Source organism: Paenarthrobacter histidinolovorans (assembly GCF_014647595.1).
In the GTDB taxonomy this organism is placed as follows: Bacteria; Actinomycetota; Actinomycetes; order Actinomycetales; family Micrococcaceae; genus Arthrobacter; species Arthrobacter histidinolovorans.
The window spans coordinates 427,583-444,744 of record NZ_BMPM01000002.1 but is presented as its reverse complement, the minus strand read 5'-3'; the positions used below and the strand labels follow the sequence as shown (position 1 = coordinate 444,744).

Sequence of the window (17,162 nt, the reverse complement as noted above, 5' to 3'; positions counted from 1 at the left end):
CTCCATGTGCTCTGCTGGCCAGCTCAACGTCAAGACCGACACCCGCAAGGGTGTGGGTCCTGACGACTCTCGCCAGCCTGCTGTCACCGGAGCTGATTGCGGCGCCGGTGAGGCCATGTGCGTTGGTGTGATCCTGGGCTTCCCTCCGGAGATAGCCCGCGAACTCCAGGAATGGCGGGCCTCCTTCGGCGATCCCATGGCTGAGGTCATCCCTGCCCACATCACCCTGATCACCACCACGCCCACGCAGGATTGGGACGCCACCCGGGAACATGTCAGGGAAGTCGCCCGCACGCAGGAGCCGTTCGACATTACGATTTCCGGCACTGGTTCGTTCCGTCCCGTCTCGCCGGTAGTGTTCGTCAACGTCGAACAAGGCTTTGAAGAATGCGTGCAGCTGCACGAGAAACTTCAGACCGGTCCCCTCGAGCGGATGCTGCCCTTCCCGTACCATCCACACGTCACCGTGGCACACGATGTCGCCCAGGAAAATCTTGATGAGGCCGAAACGGTCCTCAGAGATTACCGGGCCACCTTCCCTGTGGTTAGCATGGGACTTTACGAGCACGACACGAACGGAATATGGCAGCTACGGGAAGAGCTCGACTTTGGCGGCGATACTGACGAAGAACAGCAAGCGGATTCAGGCCACGGAGGCGGACACTCCTCCACTGCCAACTGAGCTGGCGAAACTCAAGCTTGAGCTGCTCCGGAAGCGGCAGGACTGGGGTCATGCCAAGCGTGCCGGCGATGGCGCACTGAAGAAGGCTGGCGCCTTCTTTGCGTTGTTCATTGCCCGGCTGAACACCAATCGGGCCATGCGCTCGTTCCAGCACTACACGCGGCAGCACGGCCCCTTGCTGAGTGCGGGCATCGGTTTCAACATGTTCTTCTCCGTGACAGGTCTACTCACCACGGGCTTTGCTGTTGCAGGCATTGTCCTGGGTGGCAATCCGGTTCTCGAAGACGCGGTGATCCGGAGTGTTGCCTCCGCGGCGCCCGGCCTGCTCCAGGTCAATGGTGGCGAAGGCCTGGTGGATCCCCAGTCTTTGCTGAACCCCTCCGGCCTGGGCTGGACTGCGGTCATTGCCGCCGCCGTCACCATCTTCACTTCCCTGGGTTGGATTGCCAGCGTCCGGGAGGGGCTGCGCGGAGTCATGGGCGTCGGCCCCTTGATCCGCAACGCCATCCTCCAGAAGCTCATCGACGCCGGAACCCTGCTGCTCCTTGGCGTGATCCTGGTGGTCAGCGCCGGGGCGTCCCTGATTTTCGGGACTGCCGCGGACTGGTTCTTCGACATCCTGAAGCTCGACGAGACCGTCGCGGCCCCCATTGCGGCGATCGTCAAGATCGTCGTTCCCCTTCTTTTGAACTGCGCGACGGCGGCCGTGCTGTTCCGCGTCGCAGGCAGCCTCGCGTTGACGCGCCGGGCGTTCCTCGAAGGCGTGGTGCTTGCCGGCGTCGGGACAACGGTTCTGCAGTTCTTCAGTACGGAACTTCTGGCCCGGTCCGGGAACAATCCCGTCCTGGCCTCGTTTGCCATCATCATTGGCTTGCTGATCTGGTTCAACCTTGTCAGCCAGGTCTATCTCGTTTCAGCGTCGTGGTCAGCCATCCGCGAGGCCGATACCGAGTCAGGGGAGACCCCGCGTAAGAGAGTCCTCGGTTCGCGTCGCGTAGCACCGCGCACCTGAGCATACAGTGGAGGCCCAATGAACAATCAGCTCTGGATTGCCTGCCTCCTGGGAGCTGCCGCGGGCTTGATAACGGGGCAGCTGATTTTCAACTCACCTTTCCTTGGCATCCTGATCGGCGTGGGTCTGGGTGCGCTCGTTGGTGCGGCAGTAGGCCCGCGCAGCCGCTAAGAGCAACGCGGGGTCACTTATGGCCCGTAATGCACCCCCGGATGGGCCATATCTGACCCCGCGTTGCTTGATCAGGGCGATTGCACCAGCCCTTCCCAAGCCACGGTCCAGTCCTCCGGGAATCCTGGTGCATGCCGCTCTGGTCCGTTGTCCCAGCCGGCAGCCATCAGGGCCACAGCGGCCAGGAGTCCACCGTTGCCGGGCAGGTACAGCGGCAGGGAATCGGTCTGGCGGTTGTGGCCGTTGGGCAGCACGGTGTTCTTTCCCGCATCCAGCAGAAGCGCATCCACGGCGGTCTCCGGGTCGCCCAGGCGAGCGGCGGTCATGGCCATCACGGGATAATCCCATCCCCAGGTACTGTCCCAATCCCAATCCGCCAGGACGTCCTTCAAGGTGGCACGCATGATGTCAGGATCGATCACATCGGTCTGCGGGAGGACACCCAGCGCGCACAGCATGGATGGATGGTCGGTGCGGATGGTGAACGGTGCGACGTCGATGGCTGCGTAGACGCCGTCCCGCACCTTTGGCGCAACCATCGCCTTCGCAACAACAGACCATTCCTCCACAGCTTCCAGCCCCAGCCGTTCGCGCCAAGCAGCGGCGGTTTCAAGGCCCCACTGCCAGTACGCCAGTTCAAATGTGGGGTTGGTGACCGAGGCCCTGATTGCGCCGTAGCTCTCCTGCGCCGGAATCAAGGGCGGACCCAGCTCGAATCCGCGCGAGGTTTGGTGCGCAAAGCTGGCCATGAAAGCCGCTGTTTCGAACACGATCCCGGCGAACTCCTCCAGCACCTCCGGGCCCGGATTGGCCCGGTAGACCAGCTCGGCCAGGTAGATCGGGTGTGGCTGCTGCCAGATCAGGAAGGTGCCGATCGGGCTGGGGCTCTCCCGCCCGTCCGGACCTACCTGCTTGGGCCAGCGGACGCCGTCGAAACCCTGTGCTGTGGCAGTTTGCCGCGCCACGTCCAGGATTGTCGCGTACCAGCGCAGGGATGGCAGAAGCAGTTCCACCCGGTTCCAGTGCGCAAAATGCGCCGCATGCCACCAGTGCATTTCCAGGTGGAAGCGGCCGCGCCAGGAATTGCAGACGAGTCCCGTTTCCTGCGGCGGCAGCGAACCCGAGCAGTTGATCGCTGTCAGGTATTGGGACAGGACAACCCTGCGTTCCAGCTCCTTGGCCCGCGGATCCTCCGTGACATGGAGTTCGATGGCCCCGCCCGTGGACCAGAACTCCGGCCAGTGGGCTGAGGAGGCCGCTGCGACGCTGCTGCCGGGAGAAAGTACGCCGCCGGTACTTGCGTGGGCGGTCCGGCCTGGGTCCGGCGTATGGTCGCTGGAGCTGTGGTTGTGCCGGGGCAGGCAGTCACCGTCGCCGGACGAAAGGAAGGAAATGCTGAAATCCAGGACGCCATTGCTGCCGGGGTGGGCTGGACTTCCTGGGCGCACGCGCAGCCGGTGCTCCTCGGGTTGCTCCACAGTGAGGTTCCGGCCGGCAATGAGGACCTGGTAGCGGGAGTCGTCCAGCTCACGGTCAGCAGTCCACACCGTGCACCCGGTGTGTTCTTCGGACGGCGTTGCTTCGGCAAGGGTGGTGCGGTGTGCTCCCGGGTTGCTCCAGTCAGCCGCGTCGTGCCAGGCTCCCGAGCCGTAGGGGAAGGCGACGCCCACCACCAACCCGGCCCCGAGTGCGGTCGACTCCACGCGGAAGCCGAGCTCGTCGCGGTCCGGGTGGCACGCCGTCGTGATCTTGACGGGGTGTCCGGCGAGGAAGAAGCGGCTGGTTACCACTCCGGTCCACAGGTCCAGCGTCTGGGCGGTGCGCGTGAGTTCCCCGGGCCGTATCCCGCGCTCCACGCCGTTATGGAGCCAACGGAGGCTGATGCGCCCAAGATCGAGCCTGTGGGAGTTTGCACGGAGCCAATCTTCGGCCGCAGAGGTACTGGTCTCGCGGTCATTGACGATGTCGCCCACCATGTCCACGTACGGTACGGGTCCGCGCGGAGAATCGTAGATCACGGTGGATCCGTCGAGGTCGTAGGGTTCAGTGGACGGTATGGTGTGCCAACCCCACTGGGATTGAGTGCCCAGGAGGGTGCCAGCTGGCAGGTCATCGCGGGGAGCCACGGGGTAGGAGCCAGGCAACGTCTGGAATCCTGTGAGGTCCATGGTGAAGGCAAATTCGCCGTTGCCCACCGACACCGGGCTCCGGGAATCCAATTCCTGTTGGTGGACGTTGTGGCGCCGCACCAGGGCTTTCCGATCGATGGAGCCGGGGGAGTGTGGTCCACCCGCCGGCTCCAGCACCACTGTGTGTTCCAGTTCCCGCAGCGGGAAGAACGCCGCCCGCTCGTGGGGGCTTTTGTTGGGCTGATGCAATGTCAGGAAGAGGCTGCCGTCCAGTTTCCGGCCGATCATGCCGTGACCGCCGTCGGTGCTCCACAATGGTTCCACCTCCTGGATCCAGGGGCCAAGGATGGTCCCTGATTCGCTTCGCGCGATGCCCATGGCATATCCGGTGTCAGCAAAGCTGGACCACAACATGATCAGGTCGCCGCTGGGGAGCCTGTGGAGGAACGGGCCGTCGGTGACATACACGGGTCCTTCCCCGGCTGCCGCGGATGGCCTGTCCAGGGCGCGGGACCAAGGGGCCTCGGAGGCGTTGAACAGCACCGTCGGTTTTCCCTGGGCTGTACGCAGGTCCGGGCTGAGGCGTTGGGCGACCATGCCGCCGTCGTTGACCTGCTTCCATTCGTGGCAGAACACCATCCAGGGGGCGCCGTCCTCATCGATGTGAAGCGTTCCGTCGAGGCACTCCCAGTCGCCGGGGGTGACGGGGCCATCGCTCCATGGCTCATAGGGGCCTTCCGGGTCTGCCGAGGCGAGTATTTGAGTCCCTCGACGATGGCCCGGAGCGGTGAACGTGGCAAACATGAAATAGCGGCCCTTGTACTCGTGGACTTCCGGTGCCCAGTACTGCTCCTTGCTCCAGAACTCCGGAGCGGGACGGAAAGCCGGGAACGGACCCTCCCAGTCCACGAGGTCGCTGCTCCTGTAGCAGTCGAACCCTGTAGCCGGTCCGGACCAGATGTTCAGGTCCGTGCTGCCGAAGAGCAGATACTCCTGCGATTCAGGCAGAGTCAGGACGTAGGGATCCCGGATCTGGATCTGTTCCAAGGGCTGTGACACGGCGGTCTCCTCTGGGGGCGGGAATAGTTCAAGCACAAAACTATTGACGAATATACACCCCTTTGATACGTTTCAGGAACCGTTTTCTTAAGCCTGAAAGAAGCTTACCCAATGACGCGTAAATCCCTTCGAAACATCCGCAAATCCCTGGCCCTCCTGACGGCCGTGGGCATGCTGGGCCTGACCGCGGCCTGTTCCAGCCCTTCCTCAAACCAGCCCGAAGACGGGCCCGTGGAGATCCGCTTTTCGTGGTGGGGCAATGCATCCCGTGCCGAACTGACGAACAAGGCAATCCAGGAGTTCGAGGCCGCCAACCCGAACATCAAGGTCAAGCCCGAATACGGCGACATCAGTGGCTACTTCGACAAACTGGCCACCCAGGTGGCAGCCAATGATGCTCCCGATGTGATCACCATGGGTGGCGCCTACCCGGCCGAATACGCCAACCGGGGAGCACTCCTGGACCTGTCAAAGGTCCAAAGCTCGCTTGACCTGTCCAAGATGGACCAGGGTGCCTTGGAAAACGGCCAGGTCCAGGGCAAGCAGTACGGCGTCTCCACCGGCGCCAACGCACTGGCGGTGGTGGTGAATCCCGCCGTCTTCCAGGCAGCGGGCGTAGCCGTCCCGGACGACAACACCTGGTCCTGGGACGACTTCGCCAAGACCGCCGCAGACGTGACTGCCAAGAGTCCCAAGGGAACCTACGGCACGGCCACCGTTCTCACGCACGACTCCCTGGACGCCTTCGCCCGTCAACGCGGCAAGTCCTTGTACACCCAGGACGGCCAACTGGGGCTGGACAAGGACACTGTGCAGGACTACTTCGATTTCTCGCTGAAGCTCAGCGAATCCGGCGCGGCCCCCAGTGCCTCGGAGACCGTGGAGAAGCTCAATGTCAGTACGGAACAGACCTTGATGGGAATGGGGCAGGCAGGCATGATGCTCACGTGGAGCAACTCCCTCTCAGCACTGAGCAAAGCCTCCGGCGCGGAACTGAAGCTGCTCAAGCTCCCCGGCGAAACTCCCACCCCTGGCATCTGGCTCCAGTCTTCGCAGTTCTACACCATCTCCGCCCGCAGCAAGCACACTGACGCCGCCGCCAAACTGGTGAGCTTCCTGGTCAACAGCGAGGCAGCAGCCAAGATCATCCAGAGCGACCGAGGCGTACCCAGCAACCCCGACACGCGGGCGGCCATCCAGGAGCTGCTCACGCCCCAAGGCAAGGTTGAGGCCGCCTATATCGACCAGATCGGCAAGATGGACTTCGCGCCCACCTTCATTGGTCCCACAGGTTCGACAGCCGTTTCAGAGATCACAGCGCGGATCAACACCGATGTCCTCTTCAAGCGGCTCACGCCGGAGAAGGGTGCCGAGCAGTGGCTGAGCGAAAGCAAAGCCGCCATCGGTAAGTAGCAGTCATCAACGCGGGGTCACTTTTGGCCCGTCCAGGGGTGGAATACGGGCCACAAGTGACCCCGCGTTGCTTTAGGAGACTTCCAGGTAAGGGTCGGCCCACGCGCCGATGATCCGCGCCACCCGCGCAGCCTGGCCCTTCCCCGTGAGAAGGTGCTCGCTGCCCTCCAGGGAGATGAAGCTCCGCGGGTGCCGGGCTGTTTGGAAGATCTCGCTGGCGTTGTCGATGCCCACGGTGTTGTCGGTGGGGGAGTGCATTACCATCAGGGGCTTGTGGAGCGTCCGGATGCAATCGCGCAGGTCAGCACTTTCCACGTCTTCGACGAAGTGGCGGCGAACCTCCATCGGACGGCCACCCAGGTCCACAACGGCGCTGCCGTCGCGAAGGATGGAGTCAATCTCGGCGTCGAACATGTGCTCCACGTGCTTGGGTTCGTAAGGCGCCGCCACGGTCACCACGGCGTTGAGGCCCGGGATGTCGCGGGCAGCGGCGAGGACCGCCGCACCGCCAAAGGAATGACCTACCAGCAGGGAAATGGCCCGTCCCTGTTCCCGCATGAATGCTGCGGCCAGGATTGTATCGGCCACCTTGACGCTGAAAGAGCCGGCCGACCACTCGCCGCCGGAACCACCCAGGCCGAGGTTGTCGAACCGGAGCATCCCCACGCCCTGCTCGGCCAGCCCCTTGCAGATCCGTGAAGCCGCCGGGCTGTCCTTGCCCAGGGTGAGCCCATGGGAGTAGAGGCCCCAGCCGCGTACCGGGCCTTCGGGAACGTCCACGATTCCGGCCAGCGTATCGCCGGTGCTTCCCGTGAAGGTGATCTTCTCAGAGCGTGACACGCTGGTCTCCTTGCGTTGGGTTGTGTGGTTGCGGCACTTGATTAACGACGACGGCGCCCCTCACCTGCAGAGGTGAGCGGCGCCGTCGACGTGCTGTTCTTCGAGGAACGGCTGACTAGATCTTGCGGGCCAGAATGGCCTGCTTGACCTCAGCGATTGCCTTGGTCACCTGGATGCCGCGGGGGCACGCTTCCGAGCAGTTGAAGGTGGTGCGGCAGCGCCACACGCCTTCTTTGTCGTTGAGGATCTCAAGGCGCATGTCGCCGGCGTCATCACGGGAATCGAAGATGAAGCGGTGTGCGTTGACGATTGCAGCCGGGCCGAAGTACTGGCCGTCGGTCCAGAAGACCGGGCAGGACGAGGTGCACGCTGCGCAGAGGATGCACTTGGTGGTGTCGTCAAAGCGCTCACGGTCCTCAACGGACTGCAGACGCTCCTTGGTGGGCTCGTGGCCCTTGTTGATCAGGAACGGCATGACTTCGCGGAAGGACTGGAAGAAGGGTTCCATGTCCACGATCAGGTCCTTCTCCACCGGGAGGCCCTTGATCGGCTCGACGGTGATGGGCTTGGACGTGTCCAGGTCCTTCAGCAGCGTCTTGCAGGCGAGGCGGTTGCGGCCGTTGATGCGCATGGCATCGGATCCACAGACACCGTGGGCGCAGGAGCGGCGGAAGGATACGCTGCCGTCGATTTCCCACTTGACCTTGTGCAGGGCATCCAGCACACGGTCCGTGCCGTACATGGTCAGCTTGTAGTCGTCCCAGCGCGCTTCTTCGGAGATCTCCGGATCGTAGCGGCGCACGCGGAGCGTGATGTGGAACGTGGGAATTTCACCGTCGCCGGCAACGCTCGCCGGAAGCTCGATCTTGGATGCGGGCTCTGCCATTTCGGTCGTCATTAGTACTTACGCTCCATCGGCTCGTAACGGGTGAAGATCACGGGCTTCGTCTCCAGACGGATGCCCGCAACGGATTCCGCCGAGGAGGCGGCAGTGACGGAATTGTCCAGGTAAGCCATGGAGTGCTTCATGAACTTTTCGTCGTCGCGGTCCGGGAAGTCCTCGCGGTAGTGGCCACCACGGGACTCTTCACGGTGCAGTGCACCGACGGTCATGACCTTGGCCATGTCCAGAAGGAAGCCCAGTTCCACGGCTTCCAGGAGATCCAGGTTGAAGCGCTTGCCCTTGTCCTGGACGGTGACGTGCTTGTACCGCTCTTCGAAGGATGCGATGTCGCGAAGGACCTGCTCCAGGGATTCCTTGGTGCGGAACACCTGCATGTTGGCGTCCATGGTGTCCTGCAGTTCCTTGCGGATCTGCGCAACACGCTCGGTGCCGTTGCCGCTGAGCAGGCCGTCCAGGATGCCCCGGGTCATTGCTTCCGGGTCCTCGGGCAGCTCGACGAAGTCGGCCGTCTTGGAGTATTCGGCGGCTGCGATGCCTGCACGCTTGCCGAACACGTTGATGTCCAGGAGCGAGTTGGTGCCAAGGCGGTTGGAGCCGTGCACGGAGACACAGGCAACTTCACCGGCTGCGTACAATCCGGGAACGATCGTGTCGTTGTCCTGGAGAACCTCAGTGGTGATGTTGGTGGGAATGCCGCCCATGGCGTAGTGCGCGGTGGGGAATACGGGGACGGGATCGGTGAACGGTTCCACACCCAGGTAGGTGCGGGCGAACTCCGTGATGTCCGGAAGCTTGGCCTCGATGTGTGCCGGCTCAAGGTGGGTCAGGTCCAGGAGGACGTAGTCCTTGTTCGGACCACAACCGCGGCCCTCACGCACTTCGTTGGCCATGGCACGGGCCACGATGTCACGGGGCGCGAGGTCCTTGATGGTGGGGGCGTAGCGCTCCATGAAGCGCTCACCTTCCGAGTTACGCAGGATGGCACCTTCACCACGTGCACCCTCGGTGAGGAGGATACCCAGGCCTGCGAGGCCTGTCGGGTGGAACTGGAAGAACTCCATGTCTTCCAGGGGGATGCCGCGGCGGAAGGCGATGCCCATGCCGTCGCCCGTGAGGGTGTGTGCGTTGGACGTGGTCTTGAAGACCTTGCCCGCGCCACCTGAGGCGAACACCACGGACTTGGCCTGGAAAACGTGCAGTTCGCCTGAGGCGAGGTCGTAGGAGACCACACCGGCCACACGCTTCTGCTTGTACGGCGTGCCGTCTTCGCGTACGGCGTCTTCGTCGACGATCAGCAGGTCAAGGACGTAGTACTCGTTGTAGAACTCAACGTTGTGCTTGACGCAGTTTTGGTACAGGGTCTGCAGGATCATGTGACCGGTACGGTCGGCTGCATAGCAAGCACGGCGGACAGGAGCCTTGCCGTGGTCACGGGTGTGGCCACCGAAGCGGCGCTGGTCGATCCTGCCCTCGGGGGTGCGGTTGAACGGCAGACCCATCTTCTCCAGGTCCAGCACGGCGTCGATGGCTTCCTTCGCCATGACCTCTGCTGCGTCCTGGTCAACCAGGTAGTCGCCACCCTTGATGGTGTCGAAGGTGTGCCATTCCCAGTTGTCTTCTTCGACGTTGGCCAGTGCTGCGCACATACCACCCTGGGCTGCACCGGTGTGCGAGCGGGTGGGGTAGAGCTTGGTCAGTACCGCTGTGCGTGCGCGCTGACCGGACTCGATCGCGGCGCGCATGCCGGCGCCACCTGCACCGACAATGACGACGTCGTACTTATGGACCTGCATACCAGATGCTCTCTCTTTCAAAAATTCAGATGGTCGGCGGAGGCTGCTCCGCTACGTCAGGCGAACCGGTTCCCTCCAAGGAGAGGCCGGACCGCCGCTGTGGCACAGCCCGCTACGGGGCCGGGCAGAATCCGCCAGGCAGCTGAACGCCGTCGACGACGGGGCACGGGTTGAACGTGAAGATCACCAGAGTGCCCAGGATGATGATGACCAGGGTGGCCGCGTAAAGGACCATCTTGAGCCAGAAGCGAGTGGAATCCTTCTCGGCGTAATCGTTGATGATGGTGCGGACGCCGTTGGTGCCGTGCAGCATGGCAAGCCACAACATGGCCAGGTCCCAGAACTGCCAGAAGGGATCGGCCCACTTGCCGGCCACGAAACCGAAGTCGATGGCGTGGATGCCTTCGCCCACCAGCAGGTTAACGAAGAGGTGGCCGAAGATCAGCACCACCAGGACGATGCCGGAGAGGCGCATGAAGAGCCAGGCGATCATCTCGAAGTTGCCACGGCTGGAGCCGGTGCGGTTGTACTTCGGGGCGATCTTCCCGCTCCCGATTTTTCCGCTGCGTGGTGTTTCAATGGTTGTCATGGCTTAGTGGCCTCCCAGCGCGAGGGAAAGGTGGCGGATGGCGAAGCCGGCGAACGTGACCAGCCACAGCGCAAGCACGACCCACAGCATCTGGCGCTGGTACTTTGCGCCCTTCTTCCAGAAGTCGATCGCGATCACACGCAGGCCGTTGAAGGCGTGGAAGATGATCGCGGCGACCAGGCCCGTTTCCCCCAGGGCCATGAGGGGGTTCTTGTAAGCACCAATGACGGCCGTGTAGGCCTCAGGGGACACACGCACCAATGAGGTGTCCAGCACATGGACCAACAAGAAGAAAAAGATCACTACACCGGTAATACGATGTCCAACCCAGGACCACATGCCTTCACGGCCGCGGTACAAGGTGCCAGCTGGTTTTGTCGGCACTGATTAAACCTTCCTGCAACACAGCGGCGCTGGCATGGGATCCATGCGGGGGGAACGCCTGCTGCGAGAGCACTCGTAGCTCACGCCTAAATCTAGGCTTCGCTCACAGCATATTCAATTTAGGACGGGCTTCTCTGCTTGTTAATTCCATGTTTCCTGCCCGGATTCAGGCGATTTTGACCAGTGTCTGAGACGAACGCCACATGCGTGGCGTTCTGCGGAGCTTACCGCTTGCGTCGGATAAAGTGTTGCGGTGAGTACAGAAGACGCGAAATACCCGGAATCGCCCATGAACCGCTTCCATGCGGTTATTCCGGCGGGCGGTGTGGGGACCCGGCTATGGCCACTCTCGCGTGCCGCTGCGCCTAAGTTCCTGCACGACCTGACCGGGTCCGGCAGTACCCTGTTGAGGGCTACCTACGACCGCCTGGAGCCGCTGGCCGGCGAACGCGTACTGGTAGTGACAGGTGAGGCCCACCGTGCGGCTGTCTGCCGCCAGCTCCCCGAGGTAGGGGACGACGAACTGGTGCTGGAAAGCGAGCCCAAGGATTCCGGTGCCGCGATCGGCCTGGCCGCTGCCATCCTTTACCGCCGCGATCCGGAGACCATCATGGGTTCCTTCGCTGCGGACCACGTGATCAGTCCCGACGACCTCTTCCAGGAGACCGTCCGGGAAGCGATCTACACCGCCGCCACGGGCAAGATCGTCACCATCGGCATCAAGCCCACGCACGCTTCCACGGGCTTCGGCTACATCCGCTCGGGCGCCGCGCTCAACGTGGACGGTGCACCGAATGCCCTGGCCGTGGCCGAGTTTGTGGAGAAGCCCAGCCAGGAGGTCGCCAACAAGTACGTCGAAGCAGGCGACTATGTCTGGAATGCCGGCATGTTCGTGGCTCCCGTCGCGTTGATGCTCAAGCACCTCGAAGCCAACCAGCCGGAACTTTTCGCCGGCCTCCAGGAGATCGCCGAAGCCTGGGACACTCCGCAACGGGCCGAAGTGACCGCCAAGGTTTGGCCCACCCTGCCGAAGATTGCGATTGACTACGCAGTGGCCGAGCCGGCAGCGGCAGCCGGCGATGTCGCCGTCGTGCCTGGTACCTTCCGCTGGGACGACGTTGGCGACTTCGCCGCGATCGGTCGCCTGAACAACGCCGGCGACGTCGACGAAGTGACGGTTCTGGGCGAGGGTGCACGAGTCTTCGCGGAGGATGCCAGTGGTGTGGTGGTCTCCGACACCAAGCGCGTGATCGCCCTGATTGGCATCAAAGACGTGGTCATCGTGGACACCCCGGATGCCCTGCTCGTCACCACCAAAGAGCATGCCCAACTGGTGAAGGGCACCGTCGACGCCCTGAAAGCCAGCGGCGATACGGACGTCCTGTAGCCCACCAGTTATACCGTGAGCCACCTCTTTGGTTGTCCTGCGTCTGAACGCGGCGTAACCAAGAGGTGGCTTTCGTTCTTCGGGTGCCCCGGATGGCTAGAGTTGTGACGTGCGCAATTACACGACTGAAACCGAGCCTGCCCCCGTTGTGAGTCCCTGGGTTGATGAACTGCTGCCCGGGCTCATTGAGTTCCGGCGCGACCTCCACGCGCACCCGGAACTGTCGTTCAAGGAATTCCGCACCACGGACAAACTGGTTGAGCGGCTCGAAGCGGCCGGATTGACGCCTCGCCGGCTCGAAGGAACCGGGCTTACCGTCGACGTAGGGGAGGGGCCAATCGCCACCGCTCTGCGCGGGGACATTGACGCGTTGCCGATTATCGAAGAGACGGGCCTGCCGTTCGCTTCCAAGAACCACGGCGTGACGCATGCCTGCGGGCACGACGTCCACACCACGGCCATGCTCGGCATTGCGCTGACCCTTCAGCGGATGCACAAGAACAATCCCCTGGGCGGTACCGTACGGATCATCTTCCAGCCCGCCGAGGAAACCATGCCCGGTGGCGCTCTGTCCTGCATTGAGCAGGGCGTCCTTGAAGGAGTTCCGCGCATCCTGGCCCTGCACTGCGACCCCAGGATCAATGCAGGCCAGATCGGCACCCGTATCGGGGCCATCACCTCGGCGTCGGACACCATCAAAATCGAGCTCTCGGGCCGTGGCGGCCACACGTCAAGGCCGCACCTGACCGAGGACCTGGTGTTCGCGTTGGCCCAGATTGCTGTCAACGTGCCTGCAGTGCTGTCCCGCCGCGTTGACGTCCGCAGTGGCGTTTCGGTGGTCTGGGGACAGATTTCGGCTGGGTCGGCACCGAACGCCATTCCCGGGACGGGCTATATGGCGGGCACAATGCGCTGCCTGGACCGCGACGCCTGGCACAGTGCGGGCGAGTTGCTGGACGACGTCGTCAGGCAGGTGGCTGCACCTTATGGCGTGGACGTGCACCTGGAGCACACCCGTGGAGTGCCTCCCGTGGTGAACTCCGAGCACGAGACAGCCCTCATCGAAGCTTCGGCCCGCGCGGAACTGGGGGAGAACGCTGTTGTGCTGACCCCGCAGTCCATGGGCGGCGAAGATTTTGCATGGTTCCTGGCGGACCTTCCCGGAGCCATGATGCGCCTGGGCACGCACACGCCCGGTGGCGAAGAATACGATCTTCACCGCGGCGACTTCATCGTTGACGAGCGCGCCCTTGGTTACGCTGTCCGCGTCCTCACTGCTGCTGCGCTCCGCACCATCCGCGACCTCGAGAAGTAACGCATCTGAGTCGCAGTTCACGTCGTTCCCAGCACTGAAAACGACGTGAACTGCGACTCAGTTGGGTGCGGGCGCCGTGAATAAGTTGTGCACAATTGAATTGTGCACTATCGTTTTAGCCATGAGTGATGCACCCCGCCTCCGCCACCAGGTCTGCTTTGCGCTGTACTCGGCATCAAAAGCCGCGACGGCGGTCTACCGCCCCGTCCTTGACGACCTCGGCCTGACCTACCCCCAGTACCTGGTGATGTTGGTGCTGTGGGAGCAGGAGCCGCGAAGCGTCCGTGAACTCGGTGCCGAACTGGGGCTCGATTCCGGAACGTTGTCACCGCTCCTCAAACGCCTTGAGGGCCTGGGGCTCGTCGAACGGAAGCGCTCCGCCGAAGACGAACGCCGCGTGGATGTGGTCCTGACTGACGCCGGAACAGCGCTGAGCGCCAAGACCCAGGCCGTGCCCCAACGGTTGGCTGACGCCGCAGGACTTTCCGCAGCCGAAATCGAGCAGCTCCATGCAACCCTCGGCAAGCTCACGGCAGCGCTGAACAGCTCACTCTGAAATTTTCCACGCCATCCCATTCCCGAAGAGAAACGGAAACACCATGAAGACTCTCTACACAGCAGAGGCGCTTGCCTCCGGCGAAGGCCGTGACGGCAACGCCCGCACCAAGGACGGCAAGCTGGATGTGGCCCTCGCCAGCCCGGTGGAACTCGGTGGCAACGGCCAGGGAACCAACCCCGAGCAGCTTTTCGCAGCCGGCTATGCCGCCTGCTTCCACTCCGCGCTGCGGCTGGTTGGCCGCAAGGAGCGCGCCGATGTCAGTGACTCGGCCGTTGCAGCCAAAATCCACTTTGGCGCGCTGACCGACACCGAAGGCTACGGCCTCGCTGCCGAACTCGAGATCGCCCTGCCGGCCCTGGACCGCGAAACCGCCGAAGCCCTGATGGCCAAGGCGCACCGGATCTGCCCCTACTCCAACGCCACCCGCGGCAACATGAACGTCGACCTCAAGCTCGTGGAGTTCGCAGCATGAGCGCCGAAGCAGGCACGCCAGTGCAAACCCGCGAAATCCACCTCGCCTCACGCCCCGTTGGCCGTCCGGCCCCGGACAACTTCCGTCTGGCGCAGGCCGAACTGCCCGAGCTCGCTGAAGGCCAGCTCCTGGTGAAGAACCAGTTCATGTCCGTGGATCCCTACATGCGCGGCCGGATGAACGACGTCAAGTCGTACTCGGCACCGTTCCGCCTCGATGCAGCGCTCGACGGCGGCGCCGTAGGTGAGGTGATCGCGTCCCGTTCGGACGCGCACAAGGTGGGTGACGTCGTCGTGCATCAACTGGGGTGGCGCGAACATGCCGTGGTTGATGCCGCAGCCACCACGCCGGTGCCCGGTGGCCTCGCTCCCACCTCTGCCTTCCTGGGTGCGCTGGGCATGACAGGCCTCACCGCCTACGCCGGCCTGCTGAAGGTTGCCGAGTTCAAAGAGGGCGACGTCGTGTTCGTTTCCGGCGCGGCCGGCGCCGTCGGTTCCATGGTGGGCCAGATTGCCAAGGCCATGGGCGCCTCCAGGGTCATCGGCAGCGCAGGTTCGCCGGAGAAGGTCGCACGACTGCTGGAACTCGGCTTTGACTCCGCGTTCAACTACAACGATGGTCCCGTCCTCGGGCAGCTCCAGGAAGCTGCGGGGGAGCGCGGCATCGACGTGTACTTCGACAACGTCGGCGGCGAACACCTCGAGGCCGCTTTGGCAACGCTCACTGTGGGCGGACGCGTGGCAATGTGCGGCGCTATTGCCCAGTACAACTCCACCGAACCTCCGGCAGCGCCGCGGAACATGGCGGTCGCTATCGGCAAGCAGCTGACTCTTCGCGGGTTCCTCGTGGGTGGACAGCGCCAGCATGCTGCCGAGTTTGCCGAAAAGATGGCCGGATGGCTTGCCGACGGCACCATCAGCTACGACGAAACGATCGTCGATGGGCTGGAAAATGCGCCCCAGGCGTTCATCGACTTGCTGGACGGAGCCAACACCGGAAAGATGCTCGTCCGCTTGTGATACAGCAGTAGCCGGGTGTGACTTGCACACCCGGCTACTGCTTGGTAACAAAAAGTCAACAATCTGACCCGGAGGCCGCCTTTGTGCTATCCGGGTGTGTTGTAGGCCACTAGGGTGGTGTCATCAATGCGCTTCGGCGCAGCTGCGAGCATCAGTGAAAACAGAATTTCTGCCTCAGGTATAGGAAACGGACACTCATTGACCATCCGTCGTAGCGCCAATCACTTTCTTCCTGGAGGAAAATTGAAGAAACCACTGCGTGCCACCCTGAAGCGCGGTTCAATGGCCGGTGTCGCAACCGTCGGCGCAGCAGCGCTCCTGCTGACCGGCTGTGGCCAGGCCCCCGACGCCGGATCCGGCGCCGCCACCAAGAGCGATTTCCTCGGATGCATCGTTTCCGACTCCGGCGGATTCGATGACCAGTCCTTCAACCAGTCCTCGTACGAGGGACTCAAGAAGTCCGAAAAGGACCTGGGTATCCAGGTCAAGTCGGCCGAATCCAAGGCCAACAGCGACTTTGAAACCAATCTCAACGGCATGGTCTCTGCCGGCTGCAACCTGACCATCACGGTCGGCTTCCTCCTGGGCGATGCCACCAAGGCCGCTGCCGAGAAGAACACCGACAAGCACTTCGCGATCATCGACTTCGCGTACGACGCCCCGATCGCCAACGTCAAGCCGGTCGTCTACGACACCGCCCAGGCTGCGTACCTGGCGGGCTACGCTGCTGCTGCCACCACCAAGACCGGCAAGGTGGGAACCTTCGGCGGCATCAAGATCCCCACGGTGACGATCTTCATGGATGGCTTCTACGACGGCGTCCAGGCCTACAACAAGGCCAAGAACAAGAGTGTCCAGGTTGTCGGCTGGGACAAGAACACCCAGGACGGTTCGTTCACCGGCGACTTCGAGAAGCAGGACACCGGCAAGCAGGTCACCATCAACCTGCTTGACCAGGGGGCGGACATCGTCATGCCCGTAGCCGGCCCGGTGGGCAAGGGTGCGGGCGCCGCGCTCAAGGAAGCCAAGGCCGCCGGCAAGGACGTCAAGCTCATCTGGGTTGACTCCGACGGCTACCTGACGGCTCCGGAATACAAGGACCTCATGCTGACCTCAGTGGTCAAGCAGATGGGCGAGGCCGTTGAAACCGTGGTGAAGGACGACAAGGACGGCAAGTTCAGCAACGAAGCCTACGTTGGCACGTTGCAGAACGACGGCGTGGCCATTGCCCCGTTCCACGATCTCGACTCCGCTGTTTCTGCCGAAACCAAGTCCGAACTTGACGCACTGAAGGCGGATATCGTCTCCGGCAAGCTCGTGGTCGAATCGAAGGCAAGCCCCAAGAAGTAAGCAATTCCTGGACGCGCCGCCAGTACCGAGCCCCGGTACTGGCGGCGCGTTTTTGCCCTGACTAGGCTGAACCCAAAGCTCGTA

The 17,162-nt window shown here is 63.0% G+C and carries 16 protein-coding genes and 1 pseudogene; 10 read left to right on the top strand and 7 right to left on the bottom strand.

Annotated elements, in window-relative coordinates; all coding sequences use genetic code 11:
* Positions 1–4: 4 nt before the first annotated feature.
* The 3 genes from IEY62_RS06545 to IEY62_RS06535 are packed head-to-tail and all read left to right on the top strand — an operon-like array spanning position 5 to position 1,865.
* Positions 5–682 (top strand): 2'-5' RNA ligase family protein, encoded by a 678-nt coding sequence (locus IEY62_RS06545; protein WP_189015158.1) that lies wholly within the window; start codon positions 5–7, stop codon positions 680–682.
* A complete protein-coding gene (locus IEY62_RS06540; protein ID WP_189015156.1) occupies positions 609–1,694 on the top strand; it encodes a YihY/virulence factor BrkB family protein in 1,086 nt (361 codons plus the stop codon). The genes IEY62_RS06545 and IEY62_RS06540 overlap by 74 nt, the downstream gene beginning before the upstream one ends.
* 18 nt (positions 1,695–1,712) lie before the next feature.
* On the top strand, positions 1,713–1,865 hold the full coding sequence (locus IEY62_RS06535; RefSeq protein ID WP_189015154.1) for a hypothetical protein: 153 nt from the start codon (positions 1,713–1,715) through the stop codon (positions 1,863–1,865).
* Between the two features lie 71 nt (positions 1,866–1,936).
* Here the strand turns inward: IEY62_RS06535 and IEY62_RS06530 are convergent, their stop codons facing one another.
* Positions 1,937–4,066 carry a hypothetical protein gene (locus IEY62_RS06530; protein WP_407671481.1) on the bottom strand — a complete coding sequence of 710 codons (2,130 nt, stop codon included), beginning with the start codon at positions 4,064–4,066 and terminating at the stop codon, positions 1,937–1,939.
* A 171-nt stretch (positions 4,067–4,237) separates the two neighbouring features.
* Positions 4,238–5,053 (bottom strand): annotated as a pseudogene (locus tag IEY62_RS21880) (glycoside hydrolase family 43 protein); the annotation flags it as partial.
* Positions 5,054–5,164: 111 nt separating this feature from the next.
* On the opposite strand from IEY62_RS21880, the gene IEY62_RS06525 reads away from it, so the two are divergent.
* Complete coding sequence (locus IEY62_RS06525) at positions 5,165–6,466, top strand: ABC transporter substrate-binding protein (protein WP_189015150.1); 1,302 nt, start codon at positions 5,165–5,167, stop codon at positions 6,464–6,466.
* A 72-nt stretch (positions 6,467–6,538) separates the two neighbouring features.
* On the opposite strand, the gene IEY62_RS06520 is transcribed toward IEY62_RS06525, so the two are convergent.
* From IEY62_RS06520 to sdhC, 5 genes are all read right to left on the bottom strand, one after another.
* Positions 6,539–7,306 carry an alpha/beta hydrolase gene (locus IEY62_RS06520; RefSeq protein ID WP_189015148.1) on the bottom strand — a complete coding sequence of 256 codons (768 nt, stop codon included), beginning with the start codon at positions 7,304–7,306 and terminating at the stop codon, positions 6,539–6,541.
* Positions 7,307–7,421: 115 nt separating this feature from the next.
* Entirely contained in the window at positions 7,422–8,204 is a 783-nt protein-coding gene (locus tag IEY62_RS06515; protein WP_018777252.1) for a succinate dehydrogenase iron-sulfur subunit, read from the bottom strand.
* Positions 8,204–10,003 carry a succinate dehydrogenase flavoprotein subunit gene (gene sdhA / locus IEY62_RS06510; protein WP_189015146.1) on the bottom strand — a complete coding sequence of 600 codons (1,800 nt, stop codon included), beginning with the start codon at positions 10,001–10,003 and terminating at the stop codon, positions 8,204–8,206. The genes IEY62_RS06515 and sdhA overlap by 1 nt, the downstream gene beginning before the upstream one ends.
* 112 nt (positions 10,004–10,115) lie before the next feature.
* Complete coding sequence (locus IEY62_RS06505; RefSeq protein WP_011773977.1) at positions 10,116–10,592, bottom strand: succinate dehydrogenase hydrophobic membrane anchor subunit; 477 nt, start codon at positions 10,590–10,592, stop codon at positions 10,116–10,118.
* Positions 10,593–10,595: 3 nt separating this feature from the next.
* Positions 10,596–10,976, bottom strand: coding sequence for a succinate dehydrogenase, cytochrome b556 subunit (gene sdhC, locus IEY62_RS06500; RefSeq protein WP_018777254.1), 381 nt, complete (start codon positions 10,974–10,976; stop codon positions 10,596–10,598).
* A gap of 289 nt (positions 10,977–11,265) precedes the next feature.
* Between sdhC and IEY62_RS06495 the strand changes: the two genes are divergently transcribed.
* The 6 genes from IEY62_RS06495 to IEY62_RS06470 all read left to right on the top strand — a co-directional run bounded on the left by IEY62_RS06495 (position 11,266) and on the right by IEY62_RS06470 (position 17,078).
* Positions 11,266–12,363 carry a mannose-1-phosphate guanylyltransferase gene (locus IEY62_RS06495; RefSeq protein ID WP_407671480.1) on the top strand — a complete coding sequence of 366 codons (1,098 nt, stop codon included), beginning with the start codon at positions 11,266–11,268 and terminating at the stop codon, positions 12,361–12,363.
* 109 nt (positions 12,364–12,472) lie between these two features.
* Positions 12,473–13,678, top strand: a complete 1,206-nt coding sequence (locus IEY62_RS06490) for an amidohydrolase (RefSeq protein WP_189015142.1) — start codon at positions 12,473–12,475, stop codon at positions 13,676–13,678.
* 121 nt (positions 13,679–13,799) lie between these two features.
* Positions 13,800–14,234, top strand: coding sequence for a MarR family winged helix-turn-helix transcriptional regulator (locus IEY62_RS06485; protein ID WP_189015140.1), 435 nt, complete (start codon positions 13,800–13,802; stop codon positions 14,232–14,234).
* 43 nt (positions 14,235–14,277) lie between these two features.
* Positions 14,278–14,709, top strand: coding sequence for an organic hydroperoxide resistance protein (locus IEY62_RS06480; RefSeq protein ID WP_189015138.1), 432 nt, complete (start codon positions 14,278–14,280; stop codon positions 14,707–14,709).
* Entirely contained in the window at positions 14,706–15,728 is a 1,023-nt protein-coding gene (locus IEY62_RS06475; RefSeq protein ID WP_189015136.1) for an NADP-dependent oxidoreductase, read from the top strand. The genes IEY62_RS06480 and IEY62_RS06475 overlap by 4 nt, the downstream gene beginning before the upstream one ends.
* A 243-nt stretch (positions 15,729–15,971) precedes the next feature.
* Positions 15,972–17,078, top strand: coding sequence for a BMP family lipoprotein (locus tag IEY62_RS06470; protein ID WP_455430185.1), 1,107 nt, complete (start codon positions 15,972–15,974; stop codon positions 17,076–17,078).
* Positions 17,079–17,162 lie beyond the last annotated feature (84 nt).